21 protein-coding genes and 1 pseudogene are annotated in these 20,468 nt (G+C 72.2%); 10 read left to right on the top strand and 12 right to left on the bottom strand.

Annotated elements, in window-relative coordinates:
• Positions 1-43 precede the first annotated feature (43 nt).
• Both ACFYM0_RS12200 and ACFYM0_RS12195 read left to right on the top strand, forming a co-directional pair.
• A complete protein-coding gene (locus tag ACFYM0_RS12200) occupies positions 44-658 on the top strand; it encodes an RraA family protein (RefSeq protein WP_388499790.1) in 615 nt (204 codons plus the stop codon).
• 157 nt (positions 659-815) lie between these two features.
• A complete protein-coding gene (locus ACFYM0_RS12195; RefSeq protein WP_388499787.1) occupies positions 816-1,343 on the top strand; it encodes a universal stress protein in 528 nt (175 codons plus the stop codon).
• Positions 1,344-1,395: 52 nt separating this feature from the next.
• Here ACFYM0_RS12195 and ACFYM0_RS12190 read toward each other — a convergent pair whose 3' ends face one another.
• The 10 genes from ACFYM0_RS12190 to ACFYM0_RS12145 form a co-directional block, all read right to left on the bottom strand.
• Positions 1,396-2,808, bottom strand: a complete 1,413-nt coding sequence (locus ACFYM0_RS12190; protein WP_388499784.1) for an ammonium transporter — start codon at positions 2,806-2,808, stop codon at positions 1,396-1,398.
• A complete protein-coding gene (locus tag ACFYM0_RS12185; protein WP_388499782.1) occupies positions 2,805-4,178 on the bottom strand; it encodes an ammonium transporter in 1,374 nt (457 codons plus the stop codon). The genes ACFYM0_RS12190 and ACFYM0_RS12185 overlap by 4 nt, the downstream gene beginning before the upstream one ends.
• A 47-nt stretch (positions 4,179-4,225) precedes the next feature.
• The gene (locus ACFYM0_RS12180; protein ID WP_388499779.1) at positions 4,226-5,221 is read right to left on the bottom strand and encodes an urease accessory protein UreD; all 996 of its coding nucleotides are present in this window, start codon (positions 5,219-5,221) and stop codon (positions 4,226-4,228) included.
• Entirely contained in the window at positions 5,218-5,841 is a 624-nt protein-coding gene (ureG, locus tag ACFYM0_RS12175; protein ID WP_327256646.1) for an urease accessory protein UreG, read from the bottom strand. The genes ACFYM0_RS12180 and ureG overlap by 4 nt, the downstream gene beginning before the upstream one ends.
• A 63-nt stretch (positions 5,842-5,904) precedes the next feature.
• The gene (locus ACFYM0_RS12170; protein ID WP_388499776.1) at positions 5,905-6,636 is read right to left on the bottom strand and encodes an urease accessory protein UreF; all 732 of its coding nucleotides are present in this window, start codon (positions 6,634-6,636) and stop codon (positions 5,905-5,907) included.
• Positions 6,633-8,357 carry an urease subunit alpha gene (gene ureC / locus ACFYM0_RS12165; RefSeq protein WP_388499774.1) on the bottom strand — a complete coding sequence of 575 codons (1,725 nt, stop codon included), beginning with the start codon at positions 8,355-8,357 and terminating at the stop codon, positions 6,633-6,635. The genes ACFYM0_RS12170 and ureC overlap by 4 nt, the downstream gene beginning before the upstream one ends.
• A 2-nt stretch (positions 8,358-8,359) precedes the next feature.
• Positions 8,360-8,929 (bottom strand): urease subunit beta, encoded by a 570-nt coding sequence (locus ACFYM0_RS12160; RefSeq protein WP_388499771.1) that lies wholly within the window; start codon positions 8,927-8,929, stop codon positions 8,360-8,362.
• A gap of 23 nt (positions 8,930-8,952) precedes the next feature.
• A complete protein-coding gene (locus ACFYM0_RS12155) occupies positions 8,953-9,831 on the bottom strand; it encodes a sirohydrochlorin chelatase (RefSeq protein ID WP_388499768.1) in 879 nt (292 codons plus the stop codon).
• A gap of 3 nt (positions 9,832-9,834) precedes the next feature.
• Positions 9,835-10,140, bottom strand: coding sequence for an urease subunit gamma (locus tag ACFYM0_RS12150; RefSeq protein WP_243332378.1), 306 nt, complete (start codon positions 10,138-10,140; stop codon positions 9,835-9,837).
• Between the two features lie 110 nt (positions 10,141-10,250).
• Positions 10,251-11,216, bottom strand: coding sequence for an urea transporter (locus ACFYM0_RS12145; RefSeq protein WP_388499765.1), 966 nt, complete (start codon positions 11,214-11,216; stop codon positions 10,251-10,253).
• 307 nt (positions 11,217-11,523) lie between these two features.
• On the opposite strand from ACFYM0_RS12145, the gene ACFYM0_RS12140 reads away from it, so the two are divergent.
• Positions 11,524-12,471 carry a tellurite resistance/C4-dicarboxylate transporter family protein gene (locus ACFYM0_RS12140; RefSeq protein ID WP_388499763.1) on the top strand — a complete coding sequence of 316 codons (948 nt, stop codon included), beginning with the start codon at positions 11,524-11,526 and terminating at the stop codon, positions 12,469-12,471.
• A gap of 324 nt (positions 12,472-12,795) precedes the next feature.
• Here the strand turns inward: ACFYM0_RS12140 and ACFYM0_RS12135 are convergent, their stop codons facing one another.
• A complete protein-coding gene (locus tag ACFYM0_RS12135; RefSeq protein ID WP_388499760.1) occupies positions 12,796-13,509 on the bottom strand; it encodes a YoaK family protein in 714 nt (237 codons plus the stop codon).
• Between the two features lie 255 nt (positions 13,510-13,764).
• Here ACFYM0_RS12135 and ACFYM0_RS12130 point away from each other — a divergent pair, with 255 nt between their 5' ends.
• From ACFYM0_RS12130 to ACFYM0_RS12110, 5 genes are all read left to right on the top strand, one after another.
• Complete coding sequence (locus tag ACFYM0_RS12130) at positions 13,765-14,199, top strand: VOC family protein (RefSeq protein WP_388499757.1); 435 nt, start codon at positions 13,765-13,767, stop codon at positions 14,197-14,199.
• Positions 14,200-14,240: 41 nt separating this feature from the next.
• Positions 14,241-14,945: an epimerase gene (locus ACFYM0_RS12125; RefSeq protein WP_388499754.1), complete on the top strand. Its 705-nt coding sequence runs from the start codon at positions 14,241-14,243 to the stop codon at positions 14,943-14,945.
• A 72-nt stretch (positions 14,946-15,017) separates the two neighbouring features.
• The gene (locus ACFYM0_RS12120; protein WP_388499751.1) at positions 15,018-16,229 is read left to right on the top strand and encodes an RNA ligase; all 1,212 of its coding nucleotides are present in this window, start codon (positions 15,018-15,020) and stop codon (positions 16,227-16,229) included.
• 4 nt (positions 16,230-16,233) lie between these two features.
• A complete protein-coding gene (locus ACFYM0_RS12115; RefSeq protein WP_388499750.1) occupies positions 16,234-17,202 on the top strand; it encodes an AAA family ATPase in 969 nt (322 codons plus the stop codon).
• Between the two features lie 76 nt (positions 17,203-17,278).
• Positions 17,279-17,644 (top strand): NTP pyrophosphohydrolase, encoded by a 366-nt coding sequence (locus ACFYM0_RS12110; RefSeq protein WP_388499747.1) that lies wholly within the window; start codon positions 17,279-17,281, stop codon positions 17,642-17,644.
• Between the two features lie 32 nt (positions 17,645-17,676).
• Here the strand turns inward: ACFYM0_RS12110 and ACFYM0_RS12105 are convergent, their stop codons facing one another.
• Positions 17,677-18,162: a hypothetical protein gene (locus ACFYM0_RS12105; protein WP_388499745.1), complete on the bottom strand. Its 486-nt coding sequence runs from the start codon at positions 18,160-18,162 to the stop codon at positions 17,677-17,679.
• A 236-nt stretch (positions 18,163-18,398) separates the two neighbouring features.
• Between ACFYM0_RS12105 and ACFYM0_RS12100 the strand changes: the two genes are divergently transcribed.
• Together ACFYM0_RS12100 and ACFYM0_RS12095 are read left to right on the top strand one after the other, a co-directional pair.
• On the top strand, positions 18,399-18,773 hold the full coding sequence (locus ACFYM0_RS12100; RefSeq protein ID WP_388499743.1) for a YbjQ family protein: 375 nt from the start codon (positions 18,399-18,401) through the stop codon (positions 18,771-18,773).
• Positions 18,774-18,926: 153 nt separating this feature from the next.
• Positions 18,927-20,250: pseudogene (locus ACFYM0_RS12095) on the top strand (MFS transporter).
• Positions 20,251-20,468 lie beyond the last annotated feature (218 nt).

Below are 20,468 nucleotides of genomic sequence, written 5' to 3'. Positions count from 1 at the left end.
GCCCGGCGGGTCCGGGACGACCGGAACTGAGAAGGGGACTGACATGCCGTACGGCTTCACGGGCGTCCCGCCCACCACCCTCGCCGACCTCCTGGGCCGCGAGCAGGTCATGGACATCGGCATCCGCCCGCTGTGGGACGCCCCGCGCGTCGCGGGACCCGCGTACACGGTGCGGTGCGAGCCCGGGGACAACCTGATGCTGCACGCGGCCATCTACCGCGCCGAGCCCGGCTCGGTCATCGTCGTGGAATCGGGCGACCTGGACCACGCGCTCGCCGGCGGCAACGTGTGCGCGGTCGCCCAGCGGCGCGGCATCGCCGCGTTCGTGCTGGACGGGCTGCTGCGCGACCTCGGGGAGGTGCGCGAAGCGGGCTTCCCCGTCTTCGCCCGCGGAGTCGTCCCCATCCCGGGAGCCAAGAAGAAGCTCGGCTCGCTCGGCGGCCCGGTCCGGGTCGGCGGCGTGACCGTGCACCCCGGTGACGTCGTGGTCGCCGACGAGGAGGGCATCGTGGTCACCCCGGCCGCCCGGCAGGAGGAGATCCTGAGCGCCGCCCTGGACAGGCTGGCCAAGGAGGCCGGGCAGTCCCTGGACGACTGGGAGGAGCAGCACCGCGCCCGTGTCGAGAAGGCGTTGGGCGGCCTCGGCTTCACCGGCTGACCGTACGTGCGCCGCGCCCCCCGCGTCAGGAACCCGTCAGGGCTTCCGCGTTCCACGTCAGGGCTCTGTCAGGAGTTCGCCGGGGGAGGGACGAACGCCCCGTCGCCGTCGTTCCCTTGAGGCGACGGAGCGGCAGCGGACGGGGAGGACGACCACGTTGCGGGGACGAGTGGTGGTGGGGGCGTACGGATCCCTGGGCAGCATGACGGCATTGCACGCGGCGCACGCCGAAGCCCGGGCCCGGGAGGCGGAACTGTGGGTCGTACTGGCCTGGCAGCCGCCGCTCGGCGGGCTGGGCGCCGAGCGCGGCGGGGGCGGCACCGCGCTGCTCACCGCCTCGAGGGACGCGGCGGTCGAGCGGTTGCGGGAGGTCCTCGACACCGCCTTCGGTGGTGCCCCGGCGGGCGTGACCCTGGCCGGGCTGGCGGTACGGGGCACCCCGGGCGCGGCCCTGGTGGACGCGGCCCGGGACCCGGGCGACCTGCTGGTGGTGGGTACGGGACCGCGCGCCCCGCTGCTGCGCGCCCTGCGGCCCTCGGTGTCCCGGTACTGCCTGGCGCACGCCCCCTGTCCGGTGCTGGCCGTGCCGCCCGGTCCGCTGCGGGCCGACCTGGACGCCGTACGCCGCCGCATCGTGTGGCGGCGGCCCCTGGATGCGGGAGACCTGGTCAGGCGGGCGGGGTGATCCGGCCCGGCCGCATGTCGCGGCCGGGCCGGATCACCCCGTGCGGCGCTGCTCAGCCGCGGTCGTCGCCGCCCTGCCGGTCGCTGCCGCCCTGCGGGGCGGTGAGCAGGACCTCGCGCAGCCGGGCGACCAGGGCGGAGGCGCTCTCCGGCTCCACTTCGGCCCCCTTGGCACGGGAATCGCCGGTCGTCAGCTGCTCGAGGCTGTCGGAGAGGACGTCGGCGTAGGCCTGTTCCTGCTCCACCATTCCGCCGGGCTGGCGCAGCCCGATGGTGACCTCGATGGCCTTGCCGATCAGTGCGGTCATCACGAAGGAGAACAGGCCGAGCACCACCGTGGCGGTGAGCTGCTTGCTCAGCAGGTCCCAGGAGCCGCCGTAGAAGAGGCCCTTGTGGCCCGTCAGGGTCCCGGTCGCGCAGAGGCCGGCCATGACCATGCCGACGATGCCGCCCCAGCCGTGGATGCCGACGACGTCCAGGGTGTCGTCGACGCCCAGCCGGTACTTCCAGCTGATCGCGAACGCGCAGCTCAGCCCGGCGAGGAAGCCGATGACGGTGGCCCATACCGGGCTCACCCCGCCGGCCAGCGGGGTCATGGCGACCAGGCCCGTGACGGCGCCCATGCACATGTCGAGCAGGCCGACCTGCCGGGTGCGCCACCAACTGGTCACCGCCCAGCCGGCCATCGCCGCACCCGCCGCGAGCTGGCTGTTGAGGAAGGCCATCGCCGCGCCGCCCGGGGTCCCCAGGGAGGAACCGGTGTTGAAGCCGAACCAGCCGAACCACATGAGCGACAGCCCGATGACCACGAGCGGCAGGTTGTGCGGCCGGATGCCCTGGCGGTCGAAGTCCGCCCGCTTGCCCGCGACGATGGCCAGGGCGAGTCCGGCGGCCCCCGATCCGATCTCCACGACGGTGCCGCCGGAGAAGTCGACGGCGCCGAGCTGCTTGGCGACCCAGCCGGCCGGGTCGAACACCCAGTGGGCCATGGGGATGTAGACCAGCAGGGTCCAGGCGATGACGAAGGCGATCCAGCCCCCCATCTTCGCGCGGCCCGCGATGGAGCCGGCGATCAGGGCCACGGTGACGACCGCGAAGGACAGGTGGAAGACCACGAAGGTGACCGTGGGAACCGAGCCGGTCAGTGATTGGGCATCGATGCCGCGCAGGAAGGCGTGGTCGAGCGTGCCGATGACACCGAGCCCGCCGGCATCGGGGCCGAAGGCCAGGGAGTAGCCGATGGCGAACCAGAGCACGGTGACGATCACCATGCAGAAGAAGATCATCTTCAGCATGGCGACGATCTGGCCGGTGCGGACCATGCCGCCGTAGAAGAAGGCCACTCCGGGAGCCATCAGCAGCACCAGGGCCGTGGCCATCATCAGCCAGGAGGCGTTGCCGGAGTCGGCGACCGCGGGTGCGGCGGAGACCGCCGATACGGCGGCGGCAATCGTGTGCGCGGTCACTTGTCACGCTCCCGTCGGTCCAGCACGGATACGATTTCGGCGAGCAGCGCGGCGTCCTGCTGCTCCGCCCCGTCCTTGGCGGCGCCCACGGCGGCGGGCTCGCGGGGCGCGGTCGCGGCTCCGCCGATCCGGTCGCGGATCTCGTCCAGGGTCTCGTTGTCGTAGGCGACCTCCTCCTCGCGGCCGGGTACGTTCTCGTACTCCTCGGAGGCGCGGAAGCCGACGGCCTTGTCGATCACCTTGGCGATGAGCCAGGTCATGGCGAAGGCGAAGGAGCCGACGGCCAGGACGCCGACGGCCTGACGCCAGAGCTGGTCGAGGCCGCCCCCGTAGAAGAGGCCCTTCTTGCCGCTCATCGCGGCCGTCGCGAAGAAGCCGATGGAGAGCACGCCGACGATGCCGCCCCAGCCGTGCACGCCGACCACGTCGAGCGTGTCGTCGACGCCGATCTTGAACTTCATGTTGATGGCGAAGCAGCAGACCACGCCGGCGGTGAAGCCGATGATCAGCGCGCCGAGCGGGGAGACCTCGCCGCAGGCCGGGGTGATGGCGACCATGCCGGCGACCGCGGCCGAGGCCACGCCCAGCATCTCCACGTGGCCCAGCCGCCACTTCTCGATGATCGGCCAGCCGATCATCGCGCCCGCGGCGGCCAGTTGGGTGTTGAAGAAGGTGGTCGGGGCGCTGCCCTCGACCTGGAGCGCGGAGCCCGCGTTGAAGCCGAACCAGCCGAACCACAGCAGCGCCAGACCGATGATGACCAGGGGCAGGTTGTGCGGGCGGATCGTCTCCCGCTCGAAGTCCTTGCGCTTGCGCAGCACGATGGCCACCGCGAGGCCCGAGGCCCCCGAGCTGAGCTCGACCGGCAGACCGCCGGCGTAGTCGAGCGCGCCCAGGGACTTGTTGATCCAGCCGTCGGGGGCGAACACCCAGTGCGCCGTGGGCACGTAGACCAGCATCGTCCAGGCGACGACGAAGACCAGCCACCCCTTCATGGTGGCGCGGCCCGCGATCGAGCCGCTGATCAGCGCCACCGTGATGATCGCGAAGGACATCTGGAAGCAGGCGAAGATCACGGTCGGGATGGAGCCGTGCAGGGAGTCCATCCCGATGCCACGGAAGAAGGCGTGGTCGAGATTGCCGATCATGCCGCCGCCGGAGTCCTTGCCGAAGGCGAGGGAGTAACCGACGGCGACCCACAGGATGGTCACCAGCGACAGGCAGGCGAAGCTCATCTTGAGCATCACCAGCACGTGCTTGGTCTTGACCATGCCCCCGTAGAAGAAGGCGAGGCCGGGGGTCATCAGCAGCACCATGGCGGTGCTCGCCATCATCCAGGCGGTATTACCCGTGTCGTAGCCACTGGGCATGTGTGGAGCTCTCTCTGGTCGTGAAAAGGCTGTGGGGGTGGGGGAGTTCAGGTCTTGCGCAGGTCCGGGGCGGGTACGCCGATCAGCCTGCGCCGCACCGCGTCCCAGGCGGCCCCGAGCGCCAGGGTCACGGCCTCGGTGTGCTCGCCGAGCACCCGCACCCAGGCCCCGCACTCCTGCGGCAGCACGCTGACCCCGTACGGGAGTCCGCGGCCGGCCAGGGTCTCGTGGAGCAGGTCGGCGAGCTCGCGGGCGGGGGCGAGCGGGCTGACCGCGAAGAAGCAGGCCATCACGGAATGACCGGCCAGCACGGCAGGGCCGTCGACGGAGCGGCCGGCGATTCCCCCGGCCCCGCCGGGTTCCAGCCGTACGGTGTCCAGCGCCACCAACTCGCCGCCCGGTCGGCGCAGTTCGAAATCGGAGGCGAAGACCTGGTAGGCGTTGCGCTCTCCGTGTGCGAGCCGGCCGGACACGACGGTCTCGCTCGCCAGCACGGTGGCCGTGGGGTCGGCCGTGATCACCGTGCGCTGGTAGAAGCGGGAGTCGACGTACGGGATGACCGGGTCCGGCAGGTATTCCACGTACGCGTCCGGGCCGGCGGTCAGGAAGGTCTGCAGGACGGCGTAGTCGTGCTCCATCCGGTAGACCTTGGTGGCCGCCTGGGTGGTCACGTGTCCCGAGGTGCCGGGGCCGAAGGACAGGTCGGTGCGCAGCCGGTCGGCCTGGACGACCCCGCCGCCCGTGGACATCAGGAAGGTGATGGGCAGGTCGGGGCGGTGCGGGTCGAAGTAGAGCGGACGCATGATCTGGAGCGGGGACTTCTGGTAGTGCCGCACCAGCTCGGTCCGGTCGCCGACCCGTTCGAAGCCCAGCTCCAGCAGGCCGACCTTGCCGGGGCGCCCGACACCGAGGGTGTCGGGCACCGAGGAGTGCCGCAGGACCTCCAGGGGGACGCGCGGCGGCTCGTAGTGCGCGGCCTCCAGCCGTGCGGGCGGCAGGAGGCCGCGGGGCGGAGTGCGGGGCGGGTGCGCCACTGCGCTCATGCCGGTACCCGGCGGAAGGACTCGATGAAGTTGGCCACGTCCTCCAGGCCCTGCCCGGTCAGGCAGTTGGTCAGGACCACGGGACGCCCCTCGCGCACGCGGTGCGCGTCGGACTCCATGACGTTGATGTCGCAGCGGACGTACTGGGCGATGTCGATCTTGTTGATCACGAGCATGTCGGACTCGGTGATGCCCGGACCGCGCTTGCGGGGCATCTTCTCGCCCTCGGCGGTGTCCAGGACGAAGAGGAAGAGGTCGACCAGGACCGGGCTGAAGGTGAGGGTGAGGTTGTCGCCGCCCGACTCGTAGAGCAGGGTGTCGACATCGGGGAACCGCTCCAGCATCTCGGCGCCCGCGGCCAGGTTCATCGTCGGGTCGTCGCGCACGGCGGTGTGCGGGCACGCGCCGGTCTCCACGCCCACGACGCGCTCGGGGTCGAGCACCCCGGCCAGGGTGCGGCGGACCTGGCGGGCGTCCTCCTGGGTGTAGATGTCGTTCGTGATCACGGCGGGCCGGTGGCCGCGCGCGATGAGCACCGGCACCAGGGCCTCGATCAGTGCCGTCTTGCCGGAGCCGACGGGGCCGCCGACGCCGACGCGCAGGACGTTGTCCTCGGTCATCAGGTTCACACACCTCAAGTAAAGGACGGCTTGGGAAAGGGAGCGGAGCCGGAATGCGGTCGTCTAAGTCGCGAACAGTCGTGCCTCAGCCCGCTCATGACGGCCCGACATCACATCGGCCATCGGAACGCATCCGCCGAGATCGGCGAGTTCACGGCACAGGGCCGCCCCCGCCACCTCCTCGATGACGGGTGCGATCCCGCGCAGCACCACCTGCGCTTTGCGGTGGTCGGTGAGCCGCAGCCGCAGCGCGGCCCCGGTGAAGCTCGCCGAGTATGCGAACAAGTCGCTCACGACGGCCTGTTCGGCCGGAACGCCGGCGGCCGCGTACGCGACCCCGGCGGCCACGGCCTGCGAGCCCGGTGCCCGCTTGGCGGCCACGAGCTCCGCGTACCGTTCCAGTGGCTCGCCGCCGATGCACTCGCGGGCGAGGTCCAGCAGCTGGCGGCCGGTGCGGGTGGCGGCGCGGCGCAGCCCCTCGTTCAGCTTGGCCGCGTTCAGCCGCTGGTCGGTCTCGGCCAGGGCCTCCCAGTCACCGGCCAGCGCGGCCCGGTGGGCCAGCGCCAGCGCGGTGGCGTCGGAAGGTCCCACCGAATGCCGCAGCAGATCGGCCAGCAGGACCGGTACGCCCTCGGGGGTCACGGCCTTGGCCTGGGCGTACCCCTCCAGGCCGTGGGAGAGGGTGTAGAAGCCGCTGGGGAAGGCCGAGTCGGTGAGCTGGAGGCTGACCAGCAGGGCCCGTACGGGTGTCACGGCTGCGGGGTCGGCCACGGCGGAGTCGGCGGCAGTGCTCATGCCAGGTAGAACAGGTGGTTCAGGGGCAGTTCGCGGGCCGGCTCGATGGTGGCGGGCACCCCGTCGAGGGTGACCTTGTAGGTCTCCGGGTCTACGGCGATCACCGGGAGGGCGTCGTTGCGGACCATGTGCTGCTTGCCGACGGTGCGGCAGTGCCTGACCGGCAGGACCTTGCTGTCCAGGCCCAGCTTCTGCGGTACGCCGAGGTCGATTGCCGCCTGCGACATGAAGGACACCCGGGTGGCCTGCTTGGCCTTGCCGTACGCGCCGAACATCGGCCGGTAGTAGACCGGTTGCGGGGTCGGGAGCGAGGCGTTGGGGTCACCCATCAGCGCCCAGTTGATCAGCCCGCCCTTGATGACCATCTTCGGCTTGGCGGCGAAGGAGCCGATCGGCCACAGCACGACGTCGGCGAGCTTGCCCGTCTCCAGGGAGCCGATGTGCTCGGCGGTGCCCGTCGCGATCGCCGGGTTGATGGTGATCTTGGCGAGGTAGCGCAGGGCGCGGAAGTTGTCGTTGCGCTCCGTGTCGCCGTCGAGCTTGCCGCGCTGGTCCTTGCAGTGGTGCGCGGTCTGGAAGGCACGGGTCCAGGACTCGCCGATGCGGCCCATGGCCTGGGAGTCGGAGGAGAAGATCGAGATGACCCCCTCGTCGTGCAGCACCGTCTCGGCGGCGATGGTCTCGGCGCGCACGCGGGAGTCCGCGAAGGAGACGTCCTCCGGGATGTCGTGCGACAGGTGGTGACAGACCATCACCATGTCGAGCAGCTCGTCGACCGAGTTCACCGTGTACGGCAGCGTCGGGTTGGTGGAGGACGGCAGGACGTTGGGCTCCCCGGCCACCCGCATGATGTCGGGGGCGTGGCCGCCGCCCGCGCCCTCGGTGTGGAAGGTGTGGATGGTGCGCCCGTCGATGGCGGAGCGGGTGTCCTCGAAGAAGCCGGACTCGTTCAGGGTGTCGGTGTGCACCGCGACCTGCACGTCGTAGGCGTCGGCCACCTCGAGGGCCCGGCTCAGCGCGGCCGGGGTGGTGCCCCAGTCCTCGTGCACCTTCAGGCCGCAGACACCCGCCTCGACCTGCTCGATCAGCGCTTCCGGCAGCGAGCCGTTGCCCTTGCCCAGCAGGCCGACGTTGACCGGCAGGTCCTCGGACGCCTGGTACATGCGGCCGATGTTCCACGGACCCGGGGTGCACGTGGTGCCGTTGGTGCCGTCGGAGGGGCCGGTGCCGCCGCCGATGAGGGTGGTGATGCCGTTGGACAGGCCGTGCTCGGCCTGCTGCGGGGCGATGAAGTGGATGTGGCTGTCGATGCCGCCGGCCGTGGCGATCATGTGCTCGCCGGAGATGACCTCGGTCCCGGGCCCGATGACCAGCTTGGGGTGGACCCCGGACTGGGTGTGCGGGTTGCCGGCCTTGCCGAGGCCCGCGATGAAACCGTCCTTGATGCCGAGGTCGCCCTTGACCACACCCAGGATCGCGTCCATGACCACCACGTTGGTGATGACCAGGTCCAGGGCCCCCTGCAGGTTCGTGGCCTGGGGGTCCTGCGCCATGCCGTCGCGGATGCCCTTGCCGCCGCCGTAGACGGCCTCGTCGCCGTAGTGGCCCTCGTTGTGGTCCTTCTCGACCTCGATGACCAGGTTGGTGTCCGCCAGGTGGAAGCGGTCGCCGACGGTCGGCCCGAACAGGTCGGTGTACTGCTTGCGGCTCAGGACAGCCATCGCTACTTGTCGCCCTTCTTGGAGGTCTTGGCCTTCTTGGCGGCCGCGGTCTTGGCGGGTGCCTTGGCGGCGGGCTTGGCCGCCGGCTTGCCCGCCGGCTTGGAGGAGGGCTTGGCGGTGGGCTCCGAGGCCTGCTTCGAGGGGGCCTCCACGGCCGGCGCGGCGGCCTGTGCGGCCGCGGCCTGCTGCGCCGACTCCGTCCGGGCTCCCAGGAATCCGAGCTCGACGGCCCGGTTCATGGCCCGGACGCGGGTGTCGGTGGAGCCGAGCCCGCCGTTGACGAGGGAGCTGAAACCGATCAGCCGGCCGTGGCCGCTGTACGCGGTGAGCTCCACCTCGCGGGTGTCGCCGGGCTCGAAGCGGACACCGGTGCCGGCGGGGAGGTCGAGGTGCATGCCGTAGGCGGCGTTGCGGTCGAAGTCGAGGGCTCGGTTGACCTCGAAGAAGTGGTAGTGCGAGCCGACCTGGACGGCGCGGTCACCGGTATTGGAGACGGTGACCTTGGCCTTGCGGCGTCCGGCGTTGATCTCTACGGTGCCTTCGCCGTAAAGGTATGTGGCGCCACCTGACATGGTGGTACTTCCCTTCCTTCGGATCAGTGGGGGGAATGGCCGTGCGGGTGACCGTGACCCTGGCCGTCCGCGCGGCGGTGGCTCTCGCCGTGTGCGTGCGCATGCGTGTGGTGGGTGTCCGCGTCAGCGTCCGCGTGGTCGTGGTCGCCGCCCGGGCCGTGGGAGTGCGCGTACCCGTGCCCGTGTCCGGCGTCCAGCCCCTCGGCCACGCCGTCCTGCCCGTGGGCCAGCCGGTGCAGCGCCTCCTGCGCGCGGGCCCGTACGACCTGGGCGATCGCCGCACCGGACAGCAGCGGGCCGGTGTCCAGGACCCCGGCCGGAAGCTCGGCCGGCGGGGCGAACGCGGCCCGGACCAGGGCGATGTGGCCGGCGCCGAGGCGGCGGCAGCGCTCGGCCCCCTCCGTGAGGTCGGGGTCACCGCCGTCGAAGGCGACCTCGACCCAGCGGTGGTGCCCGTACTGGCGCACCAGCCGGGCCACCCGGAACAGATCCGCGTCCTCGAAGGGTCCCGCGGCGGGTGCGGTGACCAGGACGGCGGAGGTGTCGGGCGCCTCGCGCACCGCCTTGAGGGCGGCGGTACGGAGCCACGCGGTCAGGTGGTCCACCGTGGCGAAGGGGGGCGCCAGCACGAGCCGCCCGGCCCCCTCCTCCCGGCCCAGCCAGCGCAGGGCGCGGGCGCAGTCGGCGATCAGCCCGGGGTCGCGCCCCAGCGTCATCGGGACCACGCACACCGGCTCGGGCGAGGCGGTGAGCGCCGCGCGCACGGCTTCGGCCAGCGGCCGGCCCGGGTGCACGGCGCCCGCCGCGGTGCCCCCCTCGTGACCGCCGGCCAGGATGACCGTGGCCGCCGATTCCGTTGCCCGGCCGGGCCGTTCGGGCCGTTCGGGTGCGATGGCCGTCACCGCTCAGGCGCCGACGGGGTCGTGACAGGAGACGAGCTTGGTGCCGTCCACGAAGGCGGCCTCGACCTGGAGCAGCGGAAGCATCTCCCGCACGCCCTTCATGACATCGGCGGCGGAGACGATCTGCTTGCCGAGCTCCATGCACTCGGCGACGGTCCGGCCGTCCCGGGCGCCTTCGAGGATGCCCTCGCTGATCAGGGCGCAGGCTTCGCTGTAGTTGAGCTTGACGCCCCGGTCCCGCCGCTTGCGGGCCAGGTCGGCCACGACGTAGATCCAGAGCTTGTCCATCTCACGGGGAGCGAGATTCATCGGTCACTCACTTTCGGCTCTCAAGGTGGTTCACGTGCTGCTGTTGCCCGAGCTGTTGTCGAAGCCGTTGCCACACGGTTGGTGCCGAGGGGACTCCGGCCGGGGTGGTGTCAGGTCCGTCGCAGCCGGGGGATCTGGGGTACGGCCGCGACGAAGACGACCGTGGTCAGGACGAACGGCCAGGTGAAGGTGTGGCCGCCGAACGGATCGAAGAAGGCGGTCATCGCAGCCGTGAGCCCGGTCGCCGCCGCGGCTCCCAGGACGGCGAACGCGAAGCTCCAGTTGGACCGGACGATGAAGACTCCGCACAGGGCCATCGCGACGAGCACGCTGCTGTAGCCCATGAGCCCCTGCGAGACGCCGGCCGACGGTGAACCCATGGCCCAGGCAACGAAGATGGCCGTGACGCTGCCGACGCAGGCCATGACCCCGGCGACCCGGCTGGCCACGAAGATGCCGGCGAGGAAGATCAGGCCGACGTACCACTGCGGCATGAAGAAGATCTGGCCGACGTTGGCGAAGAAGGCACGCCAGAGCTGTCCCCAGTCGAGGGCGGTGGTCCCGCCGGCGGCCGCGGGCAGCGCCGCCAGATCGGGGCCGGTGTGCCACACCCGGGAGAAGCTGGGCGCCGCGATGGTCATGACGCTCGCGATGATGCAGAACGGCGCGGTGAACGTGGGGATGTTCCAGGTGCCGAGGATCGTCGCCAGCGCCGAGGTGACCACCACCACGGTGATGCTCCCTCCGATCGCGAGCAGCAGCGTGGACAGGTGGTCCCACCCGAGGAAGACGGCGAAGCCCAGCGAGACCAGGGTGCCGTTGAAGCCGCGCAGCCCGGCCGAGACGATCTCGCGGTCGATGGCGAACGCGTAGGCGGTGGCGGTGCCGACGACCGCGCCGAGCAGGCCGTAGAGGGCGTACTGCCAGCCGGCGGCGGCCAGGGCGGCGAGGAAGAAGATCCCCGTGATCGCGCTCGGCATGAAATCGACCTGGGCGACGCCGCGCAGGACTTCCTGAATGAAGCTCGCGGGTTGAGCGGGAGCCTGGCGTGCGGGCTCCGTTGCCAAGGCCTGCATTTCATTCTCCCATGTGCAAAAAGAGAGGGCCCTGAAGGGCCCGTGAATCGGCGGTGCGTTGACGACGACAGTACCGGTGAATCGGGGCAATTCCGCCTGGAGATGGGCGTGTCGGGGGGAACTGGGGAATGTGGCCGGGTTGTCATAAATGTGTTCGTCATTCCCGGTCCCGTGGGTAGAAATAGGATCGGAATATCGAATATCGAATGAGGGGGAGGGGGTGTCCGCCGAGCCCGGAAGGGTCATTGGCGCCGCCCGGTGGCGCGCCGCAGCGGCCGGAACCGGCCCGGTGGTGTCCCTTGGCGGAGTGCGAGTCATTGCGGGTGCCCGGTGGTGGGCCGAGCTGTCACCGGCCGCCGGCGCCGCCGTCATGGCGGCCGGGATCATCTCGGCAGGCCTGCACCTGATCGGCCGCGACACGCTGTCGCTCGCCGCGCTGGCCGTCTCCGCCGCGCTGTGGCTGCTGCTCGGCGCCGACTTCGCCGCCCGGCTCCTGGGCGACCGGCGCCGGTTCCGCGCCGAGGCCGACACCCCCGCGGCCCTCACCGCCGTGGCCGCCACGACCGTGCTGGGTGCCCGGCTCTCCCTCCTCGGATGGCAGCCCGTGGCCCTCGGGCTGCTGGCGCTGGCCGCCGCGCTCTGGCCGGGGCTGATGGTCGCCGTACTGCGGCACTGGGGCTACCGCATGCCCGGTGCGGCGTTCCTCGTCTGCGTGGCCACTCAGGGGCTCGCCGTGCTGGCGGGGGCCCTGGCCGCCCCCACCGGCCACGACTGGCTCGGCCGGGCCGCGCTGGCCGCCTTCTGCCTGGGCCTGCTGCTCTACGCCGAGGCCCTCGTACGCTTCGACTTCCGTCAGGTCGTCTCGGGCGCGGGCGACCACTGGGTGGCCGGTGGGGCGCTCTCCATCACCGCCCTCGCCGGATCCGGGCTCACCGCGTCACCACTGTGGACGGGGTGGGTGCACGCGGGGCTGCGTACCGTCACCCTGGCGGCCCTCGGCCTCTCCCTGGCCTGGTACGCCGTGCTGCTCGCCGCCGAGGGGGTCCGGCCGCGCCCCCGCTACGACATCCGGCGCTGGTCGAGCGTCTTCCCGCTCGGCATGACGGCGACGGCCTGCCTCTCGGCGGCCGCCCCGACCGGGGTGGCCTGGCTGCGGCCCCTCGGCGCCGTTCTGCTCTGGGTGGCGGTCGGGGCCTGGGTGCTCACTTTCGTGGCCTTCCTCATGGAGCGCGGGCGGGAGCGTCCGCGGACGTGAGAGGGCGTGCGGCGGCACTCGGTCGCGTTTCCGGCGGGGAGATGGAAAAGGTGGGGCCGGAGGAGAGGGCGGGGGTGGATCTGAATACCGGAGCGGAACGGCAGCTCGGAAACGCCGACGCCGAAGCGGCGGAGGTGAAAGGGTGGAAGTGAAGGGACGGAGTCGAATGGCCGCCTTCGTGTCGCCGCCACCGGGAATTCCGCTGCGCACGGCCGTAAAGGGCCTGCGGGTACGGGCGGACGGCTGAACACGCTCGCTGCGAATGGCGTTTGCCGAGCCGACGTGCTCATCGGCCGGTACGCGCGCCGGAGGTGTGTCCGGCTCCTACGGCCGTCGCCCGCTGCCGTCCCACCGGGGGGAGAGGGCTACACAGCCCAGCAGGACCACGGCCAAGACCAGCGCCCACAAGGCCCCATGACGAAGCGTCAGAATGCCGCCGGCGAGGGCTCCGAGCAGCAGGGCCACGACCGTCACGAGTCGGCGCAGCGGCCCCGGCCCCCACGGGTCGGCCACCAGGCCGGTCAGGGCCCTGGTGATGACGGTGGTCGTCAGATCGGGGATGGCCAGCCGGTGTACGACGGCGTTCTGCAGGCCCATGCCGAGGGCGAGCAGGGCGATGACGCCCGGCGGCCCCGCGCCGAGCGCGGTCAGGGCGAGCGCCCCGCCCACCAGGACGGTCTGCACCGCCACCAGCGGAGCGAACATCCCGGCCGCAGCCGTGGTCCGCCGCAGCCGCCCGGCGGCCGCCGCCCCGGCGAGGAAGGCGCCGACGGCCAGCAGGGAGTCCGGGGCCGACAGGGAGCGGTCCCCGGCGATCGCGAAGCCGAGGAAGACCACGTTGCCCGTCATGTTGGCCACGAAGACGTGACCGAGGCCCAGGTAGCTCACCGCGTCGACCACACCGCTGACGAAGGTGAGGACGATCAGCAACGGCGGCAGCACCCCGTGGGGAGATTCCGCGCCGGCCTGCTCCGGCGGGAACAGCCGCGCGGCCAGCGGGCGCAGGACCCCGCGCCGCCGGGATGGGATGGAGGTCATGAGGTGCCTCTGGTCATCGCGCGGGCCGGTCCGCGACGGGCTGCTCGGCGCACCCGGGAAGGGGGAGCGGAAGGGGACGTCGTCCCCGGGAATGCTAGCGATGCCGGGCGCACTCGAGGAGGAGCGACCCGCAGGCCCCCGGGTGGGCGACCGGTCGCCCTCGAACCGGGGGCTCCGGCAGGGAAGTTCCCCTCGGCCCCGCCCGGACGGCGTTCCTGCCGCGGCTCGATGGGGTGCCGCGGGTAGGGTCGCCGTATGGCCTACACGTTTCAGGTGACCGTGGACTCCGCGGCACCGCACGCCCTCGCCGACTGGTGGGCCGAGGCCCTCGGATGGGAAGTCGAGTCCAGTGACGAGGAGTTCATCCGCGAGATGATCGCCGTCGGACGGGCGACCGAGGAGGACACCACCACCCATCGGGGCGTCCTCGTCTGGAAGGCGGGCCAGGGGATCCGCCACCCCGAGGGCTTGGAGCGGGCGCCCCGCATCCTCTTCCAGTTCATCGAGGAGCCCAAGACCGTCAAGAACCGGGTCCACCTCGACGTCCGCACCGGGCAGGACGACCCGCGCGCGCTGGTCGAGCGGCTCCTCGCCAAGGGCGCCCGCCACCTGCACGAAGGCAGTCAGGGCCCCTTCGCCTGGACCACCCTCCTCGACCCCGAGGGCAACGAGCTGTGCGTCTCCCACTGAGTCTCCCGCCGGCCGCTCCCGCCCCGCTCTAGGGTGGACCCGTGAACGTCATCCTCTTCGGTGCGACCGGCATGATCGGCCGGGGCGTGCTGCGCGAGTGCCTGCGCGACGAGTCCGTCGAAAGCGTGCTCGCCATCGGCCGCAGCCCCCTCGCCGTCACCCACCCCAAACTGCGCGGGCTCGTCCGGGCGGATCCGACCGACCTGTCGGAGTCCGGCCTGGACCTGGCCGCGTACGACGCGTGCTTCTTCTGCCTGGGCATCTCCTCCTTCCGCATGAAGGAGGAGGAGTACCGGCGGATCACCTACGACCTGACGCTCGCCGCGGCCCGCCCCCTCGCCGCCGCCAACCCGCGGCTGACCTTCGCCTACGTCTCCGGCGAGGGCACCGACAGCACCGAGAGCGGCCGCTCCATGTGGGCCCGGGTCAAGGGGAAGACCGAGAACGACCTGCTCAAGCTCCCCTTCGAGGCCTACATGTTCCGGCCCGGGATCGTGCAGCCGGACCGCGGCATTGCCTCCAAGACCCCGCTCTACCGCGCCGGGTACGCCGTCACCGCACCGCTCTTCCCGCTCCTGCGCCGCTTCGCGCCCCACCTCGTGACCACCACCGGGGCGCTGGGCCGCGCCATGATCGCCGTCGCAGCGGCCGGCCCCGGCACCGCGGACACCCAGCGGATCCTGCGGCCCCGCGACATCAACAGGGTGGGCGGCCAGAGCTCGCGCGGGGCGTCGGACCTGGGGTAACGGGCGGATATTCGGTTTCGGCCGGGGCCCTCCGACCCCGAGAATGAGGCATCTCGAACCGGGAGGAACCCCATGAGCCAGGACCGCCTGACTCTGCACGACCTGATGCCCGCGCAGGCGCTGACCGAGGCCATCGACGCCGGATACGTGGCCCGCAAGGCACACCCCGAGCTGCCGCTGTCCCTCTACACCTACACCCGGACCGCCCAGTACGAGCAGGTCTGGAACGAGGTCACCACGGTCTGCCGCGGACTCGTCGCCGACGACGTCAGCGGCGAGGTCGTCGCGCTGCCGCTGCCCAAGTTCTTCAACGTCGGCGAGCACGAGGCCGGCCGGCCGTACGCGCCGGCCCTGCCCGACGAGCCGTTCGAGGTGTACGACAAGGTCGACGGCAGTCTCGGGGTGCTCTTCCACTACGCGGGCAAGTGGCGGGCCGCGTCCAAGGGTTCCTTCACCAGCACCCAGGCCGTCTGGGCGCAGCGCCGCCTCGACGGACGGGACACTTCCGCGCTGGTCCCCGGCACCACCTACCTCGCGGAGATCCTGTACCCGCAGAACCGCATCGTCGTGGACTACGGGGACCGCCGCGACCTGGTCCTGCTCGCCGCGTACGGGGCGGACGGCACCGAGGTGCCGCTCGCGGAAGCCGCCGCGCACTGGGAGGGCATCGGCTCCGTGGTCACCGTGTGGCCCGCCATGCCGCTGGGCGAGCTGCTCGCGCTGACCGGGTCCAGCACCCTGCCGGGCGGCGCTCCCGCGACCGGCACCGACGCGGAGGGCTTCGTCCTGCGCTTCGCCTCGGGCGTCCGGGCCAAGGCCAAGATCGCCGAGTACGTACGCCTCCACAAGGTGCTCACCGGGGTGACCGAGCGCGACATCTGGCGCGGCCACGGCATCCAGCGGTTCGCGGGCCTGCCCCTCAAGCAGCTCGCCCAGGGCCTGAACTCCACCGTCGCCGACATCGAGGCCTCGGGCGGCAAGCCGCTCGACGCGCTGCTGGAGCAGGTGCCCGACGAGTTCGACCACTGGGTGCGCTCGGTGATCGAACGCCTGGAGGCCGCGGCCGCGCTCCGTGAGCGCGCCATCGACGAGGCGTACGCCTCGCTGGCCCACCTGGCCGGCGACCGGGGCGCGTTCGCGCGCGCCGCCAAGGCGACGATCCGAGACAGCGGAGTCCGCGCCGCGCTGTTCCAGCGCCTCGAGGGCAGGACGACAGAGCTCGTCACCTGGCGGCAGGTACGGCCCGAGGCGTCCGACCCCTTCACGCACGACGAGGAGAACTGAACCCGTGTCCGAAACACCCGAAACCGAGACCCCCGCATCCCCGGCCGCGCCCCCCGCGCTGCCGGTGGTCCACGTCATGACGGGTCTGCCGGCCTCCGGGAAGACCACCGCCGCGCGCGCCCTCCAGGCGGAGTCCGGAGGCAGGATGCGCCGCGTCAACCTCGACGACCTGCGGGCCATGCTCGACGTGCCCGACCCGGAACGCGCGCGTTCGTACAAGCACGAGCAGACCGTGCTGGACATCCAGGACGCGGCTGTCAGCGCGGCCGTCGAGGGCGGTTTCGACGTGGTCGTCGACAACACCCACCTGACCTCGTACATCCCCAAGCGGCTCAAGGCGGCCGTCGCGGGGCGGGCCACCTTCGTGGTGCACGACTACACGGACGTGCCGGTGGAGGAGTGCCTGCGGCGCGACGCCGCGCGCGAGCGGCAGGTCGGCGAAGAGATCATCCGCATACTTGCCGACAAGCACGCGAAGGCGAAGAAGGGCGGCTGGCGGCTCACCGCGGACTGGCTCAACGACCAGCCGGACGTGTCGCCGTACGTCCCCGACCCGGCACTGCCCACGGCGGTGATGTGCGATATCGACGGCACGCTCGCGATGACCGGCGACCGCAATCCGTACGACTTCTCGCGCTGCGGCCTGGACACGCTGAACGCGCCGGTGCGCGACGCACTGGACTCCTTCCGCCGGGCCGACGGCGACACCATCGTGCTGCTGTCCGGGCGGGGCGAGGAGCACCGGGAGCCGACCGAGGCATGGCTGCGGGAGCACGAAGTCCCGTACGACGAGCTGTGGATGCGGGGAGCGGGCGACACGCGCCGTGACGACATCGTCAAGGCGGAGCTGTTCAACGCGCACGTGCGCCACCGGTACGCGGTCCGGGTCTCGCTGGACGACCGCGACCGCGTGGTGGCCATCTGGCGCCGCATGGGACTGGCCACCTGGCAGGTCAACTACGGCGACTTCTAGCACGGCGGCCACGGCGGCCACGGCGACCTCTCGTACGCCGGCCGCCGGCCGCCGGCAGGCTCGCCATACTGGGGGGATGGACGACCCGAACGTACTGATCGTGGACGGTGCCAACGTCGTCGGGTCGGTGCCGGACGGCTGGTGGCGGGACCGGCGCCGCGCCGCCGAGCGGCTGCGCGACCGGCTGGCGGCGCGCGACGGGGGCGAGGAGATCGTCCTCGTCGTCGAAGGCGCCGCGCGGGGCGTCGCATCGGTGCCCGGCGTACGGGTGGACGAGGCGCCGGGCAGCGGCGACGACCGGATCGTGGAGCTCGCGGCCGCGTACGCGGGGAGCGACGGGCGCGTCGTGGTCGTGGTCACGGCCGACCGGGAACTCCGGACACGGGTACGGGCGCACGGTGCGCGGTGCGTGGGACCGCGTACCGTACGCCCGGAAGCGTAGGAGCCGGCCGCCGTGTCACGGCGGCGGGGTGGCTACGAGCGGCAGTACTTGACCTCGCCGAAGTTCTTGACGTAGCGGGCGGCGACCCAGTTGTCGTCGCGGTCCTTGGCGGCCTTCGGGGTCATCGCGCCGTTGCGCTCCTCGTCCAAGCCGTCCTTCTGGTCACGGTCCTCGAGCAGGTACCAGAGGTTGTTGCCGTCGACCCGCTCGCCGCGCGTCTTGCACTCGATGACGACCTTCTCGTGCGGGTGCAGCCGGCCCACCTTGTGGGAGTGGGTGGTCGGCCTGCTGCGGACGGTCAGCGGGCCGCGCGAGACGACGACGCCGCGGGCGTGCTTGCGGTTGCCGTACTCGTCGTCCCGGCCGAAGCCGTTCTCGTCGTGCTCGTCGACGGGCGTCGTCAGGACCGGGCCGCGGGGATCAGAGTCGTCGGCCGCGACGGACGTGCCCGCCGCGACCAGGCCGAGCACCAGGCTTCCGGCGGTGAGGGCGAGGATGGTCCTGGTGGGCTTCAGCATGAGCCGGCTCCTCCGAGAATACGTCCGCCCGGCCGCGGCACGCGGCACGGGGCGGCAACCAGGCGGTTGCCAGGGACGACTATGGCGACGGAAGGCCGGGAGGTCCCGCTGACGCACCGTGACGTCGCCCGATATGCCCAATAAGCGAATTCGCCCGGGCGCGCAACCCGGGCGCCCCGAAGCCCCGGCCCCCGCTCCGGATGCGGGCACCGCGCGGCGCCGCCAGAGTGGATGGCATGGGTATCGACGATTACGGCGGCGGCCCCGGCGCACAGCAGACCGGCGTCATGGTGGTGACGACGAACGACGTCCCCGGCTACCGGGTCGAGCAGGTCATCGGCGAGGTCTTCGGCCTCACCGTGCGCTCCCGCCATCTGGGCAGCCAGATCGGCGCGGGCCTGAAATCGATGATCGGCGGCGAGCTGAAGGGCCTCACCAAGACCCTGGTGGAGACCCGGAACCAGGCCATGGAACGCCTCATCGAACAGGCGAAGGCGCGCGGCGGGAACGCCGTGCTGATGATGCGCTTCGACGTGACCGAGGCGGCCGACGTCGGCACCGAGGTGTGCGCGTACGGGACGGCCGTCATCCTGGTTCCGGCAAGCACCTAGCCTAGGTCGCCTCTTCCGGATCTTGCCCGGCCCGCCGGGAAGTTCCGTACGGGCACTCTTGGGGATCACCAGGAGGAGGCTTTAGCCTCCCGTGATGATCACCGAAGAATTCACGCGCATACCCGATGCCGGGACGGTCGCCGGGGCCGCGCCGTGACCGGCCCCCTGGACCCGCGCACCGCGGGACGCCGCTACGTGACCGCCTGCGTCCTCTACTGGTTCCCCGTGGGCCTGGCCGTCAGCCCGCTGATCCTGCTCTTCACCGAGCGCGGCATGTCCCTGGCCGCCGTCGCCGCGTTCTTCGTCGCGCACTCCGTGACCGCCGCCGTGCTGGAACTGCCCACGGGCGGACTCTCCGACGTGCTCGGCCGCCGCGCCGTGCTGGCGGCCGCCGGCCTGCTGAACCTGACGGCGTTCGTCCTGCAGGGCCTCGGCACCGCGCCCTGGGTCCTCGCCCTCGGGATGGCGCTCATGGGTGCGGGGCGCGCGCTGTCCAGCGGGCCCGCCGAGGCCTGGTACGTCGACACGGTCCAGGCCCACTCCGGTCCCGACGCCGAACTGCGCACCGGCTTGGCCCGCGGCGGCACCGCGGTCTCCGCCGCGCTCGCGGCGGGCACCCTGCTCGGGGGCGCGCTGCCCTGGCTGCTCGCCCGGGGCGACGGACTCGCCGCCGGGATGAGCCGGGCGACCTCCGGGCTGGTGCTCCCGCTCTCCACGCCACCCCTGCTGGGCGCGGTGGTGGTGACGGCCTTCGTGCTGTACGTCCTCGCCGCGCTCCCCGAGCCGCCCCGCCCGCCGAGCACCCTGCGCTCCGTGCTCCACGGCATCCCGGCCACCATCGCCGAGGGCGTACGGCTGGGGCCGCGACCCGCTGATCCGCCGGGTGCTGCTGAGCGCGGCCGCAGCGGGCGGCGCCCTCGCCGCGCTCGAACTGCTGACACCGGGCCGCGCCGCGTCGTTCACGGGGGCGCCCGAGTCGGGCGCGATGCTCTTCGCCGTCCTCGCCTGCGCCGGCTTCCTCTGCTCCGGGCTCGGCAACCACCTCGCGCCCCTGACCGCCCGGCTCGCGGGCAGCGGCGAACGCGCGGTCCTGGTGGGCCTGGGCGCCGGCGCGAGCGGGCTGCTCCTGCTCGGCGCCACCGCGGTGGCCGCCGGCCCGTTCGCCCTGGCGCTCGCGATCCTCGGCTACGGCCTGGTGTACCTCGGCCTCGGCGCGGCGGGGCCGAGCCAGAACGACCTCCTGCACCGCCGGGTGCCGAGCGCGGGACGGGCCACGGCGCTGTCGGTCCAGTCCCTCGCCCTGCAACTGACCGGGGCGCTCACCGGCCTTCTGGTCGCCCTGCTGCCGCGGGGCCCGCTGCCCTGGCTGACAGGGAGCGCGATGCTCCTGGCGGGCGCCCTGCTGTGGATCCGGCGCGGCGAGCGCGCGGCCCCGTACCCGACTCCCCGAGGGGCGGAGGGGACAGAGCGGGTGTAGCGGATGCCCTCGGGCCGTGCGGGTGCGGCCTTCGGGGCGGGCTCGGTGTGGCTCGGTGCGGCCTTCGGGCCGGGGGCGGTCGCGGTGCGTGCGCCCACCCGACCCACCCGTCACATAAGTCCAGGACGGGGTTCGGCTTTGTCCATGGGCCTGCCGGGCCGCGGTCCGCAGGCTGTCAGGTCAGTGAGCGGACCGCCGGCCTCCACGGTGTGCGGTCT

The organism is Streptomyces sp. NPDC006487 (assembly GCF_042870555.1).
Classification (GTDB): Bacteria; Actinomycetota; Actinomycetes; order Streptomycetales; family Streptomycetaceae; genus Streptomyces.
Note: the sequence above shows the minus strand (reverse complement) of the source record. Positions and strands in the feature narration are given on the sequence as shown.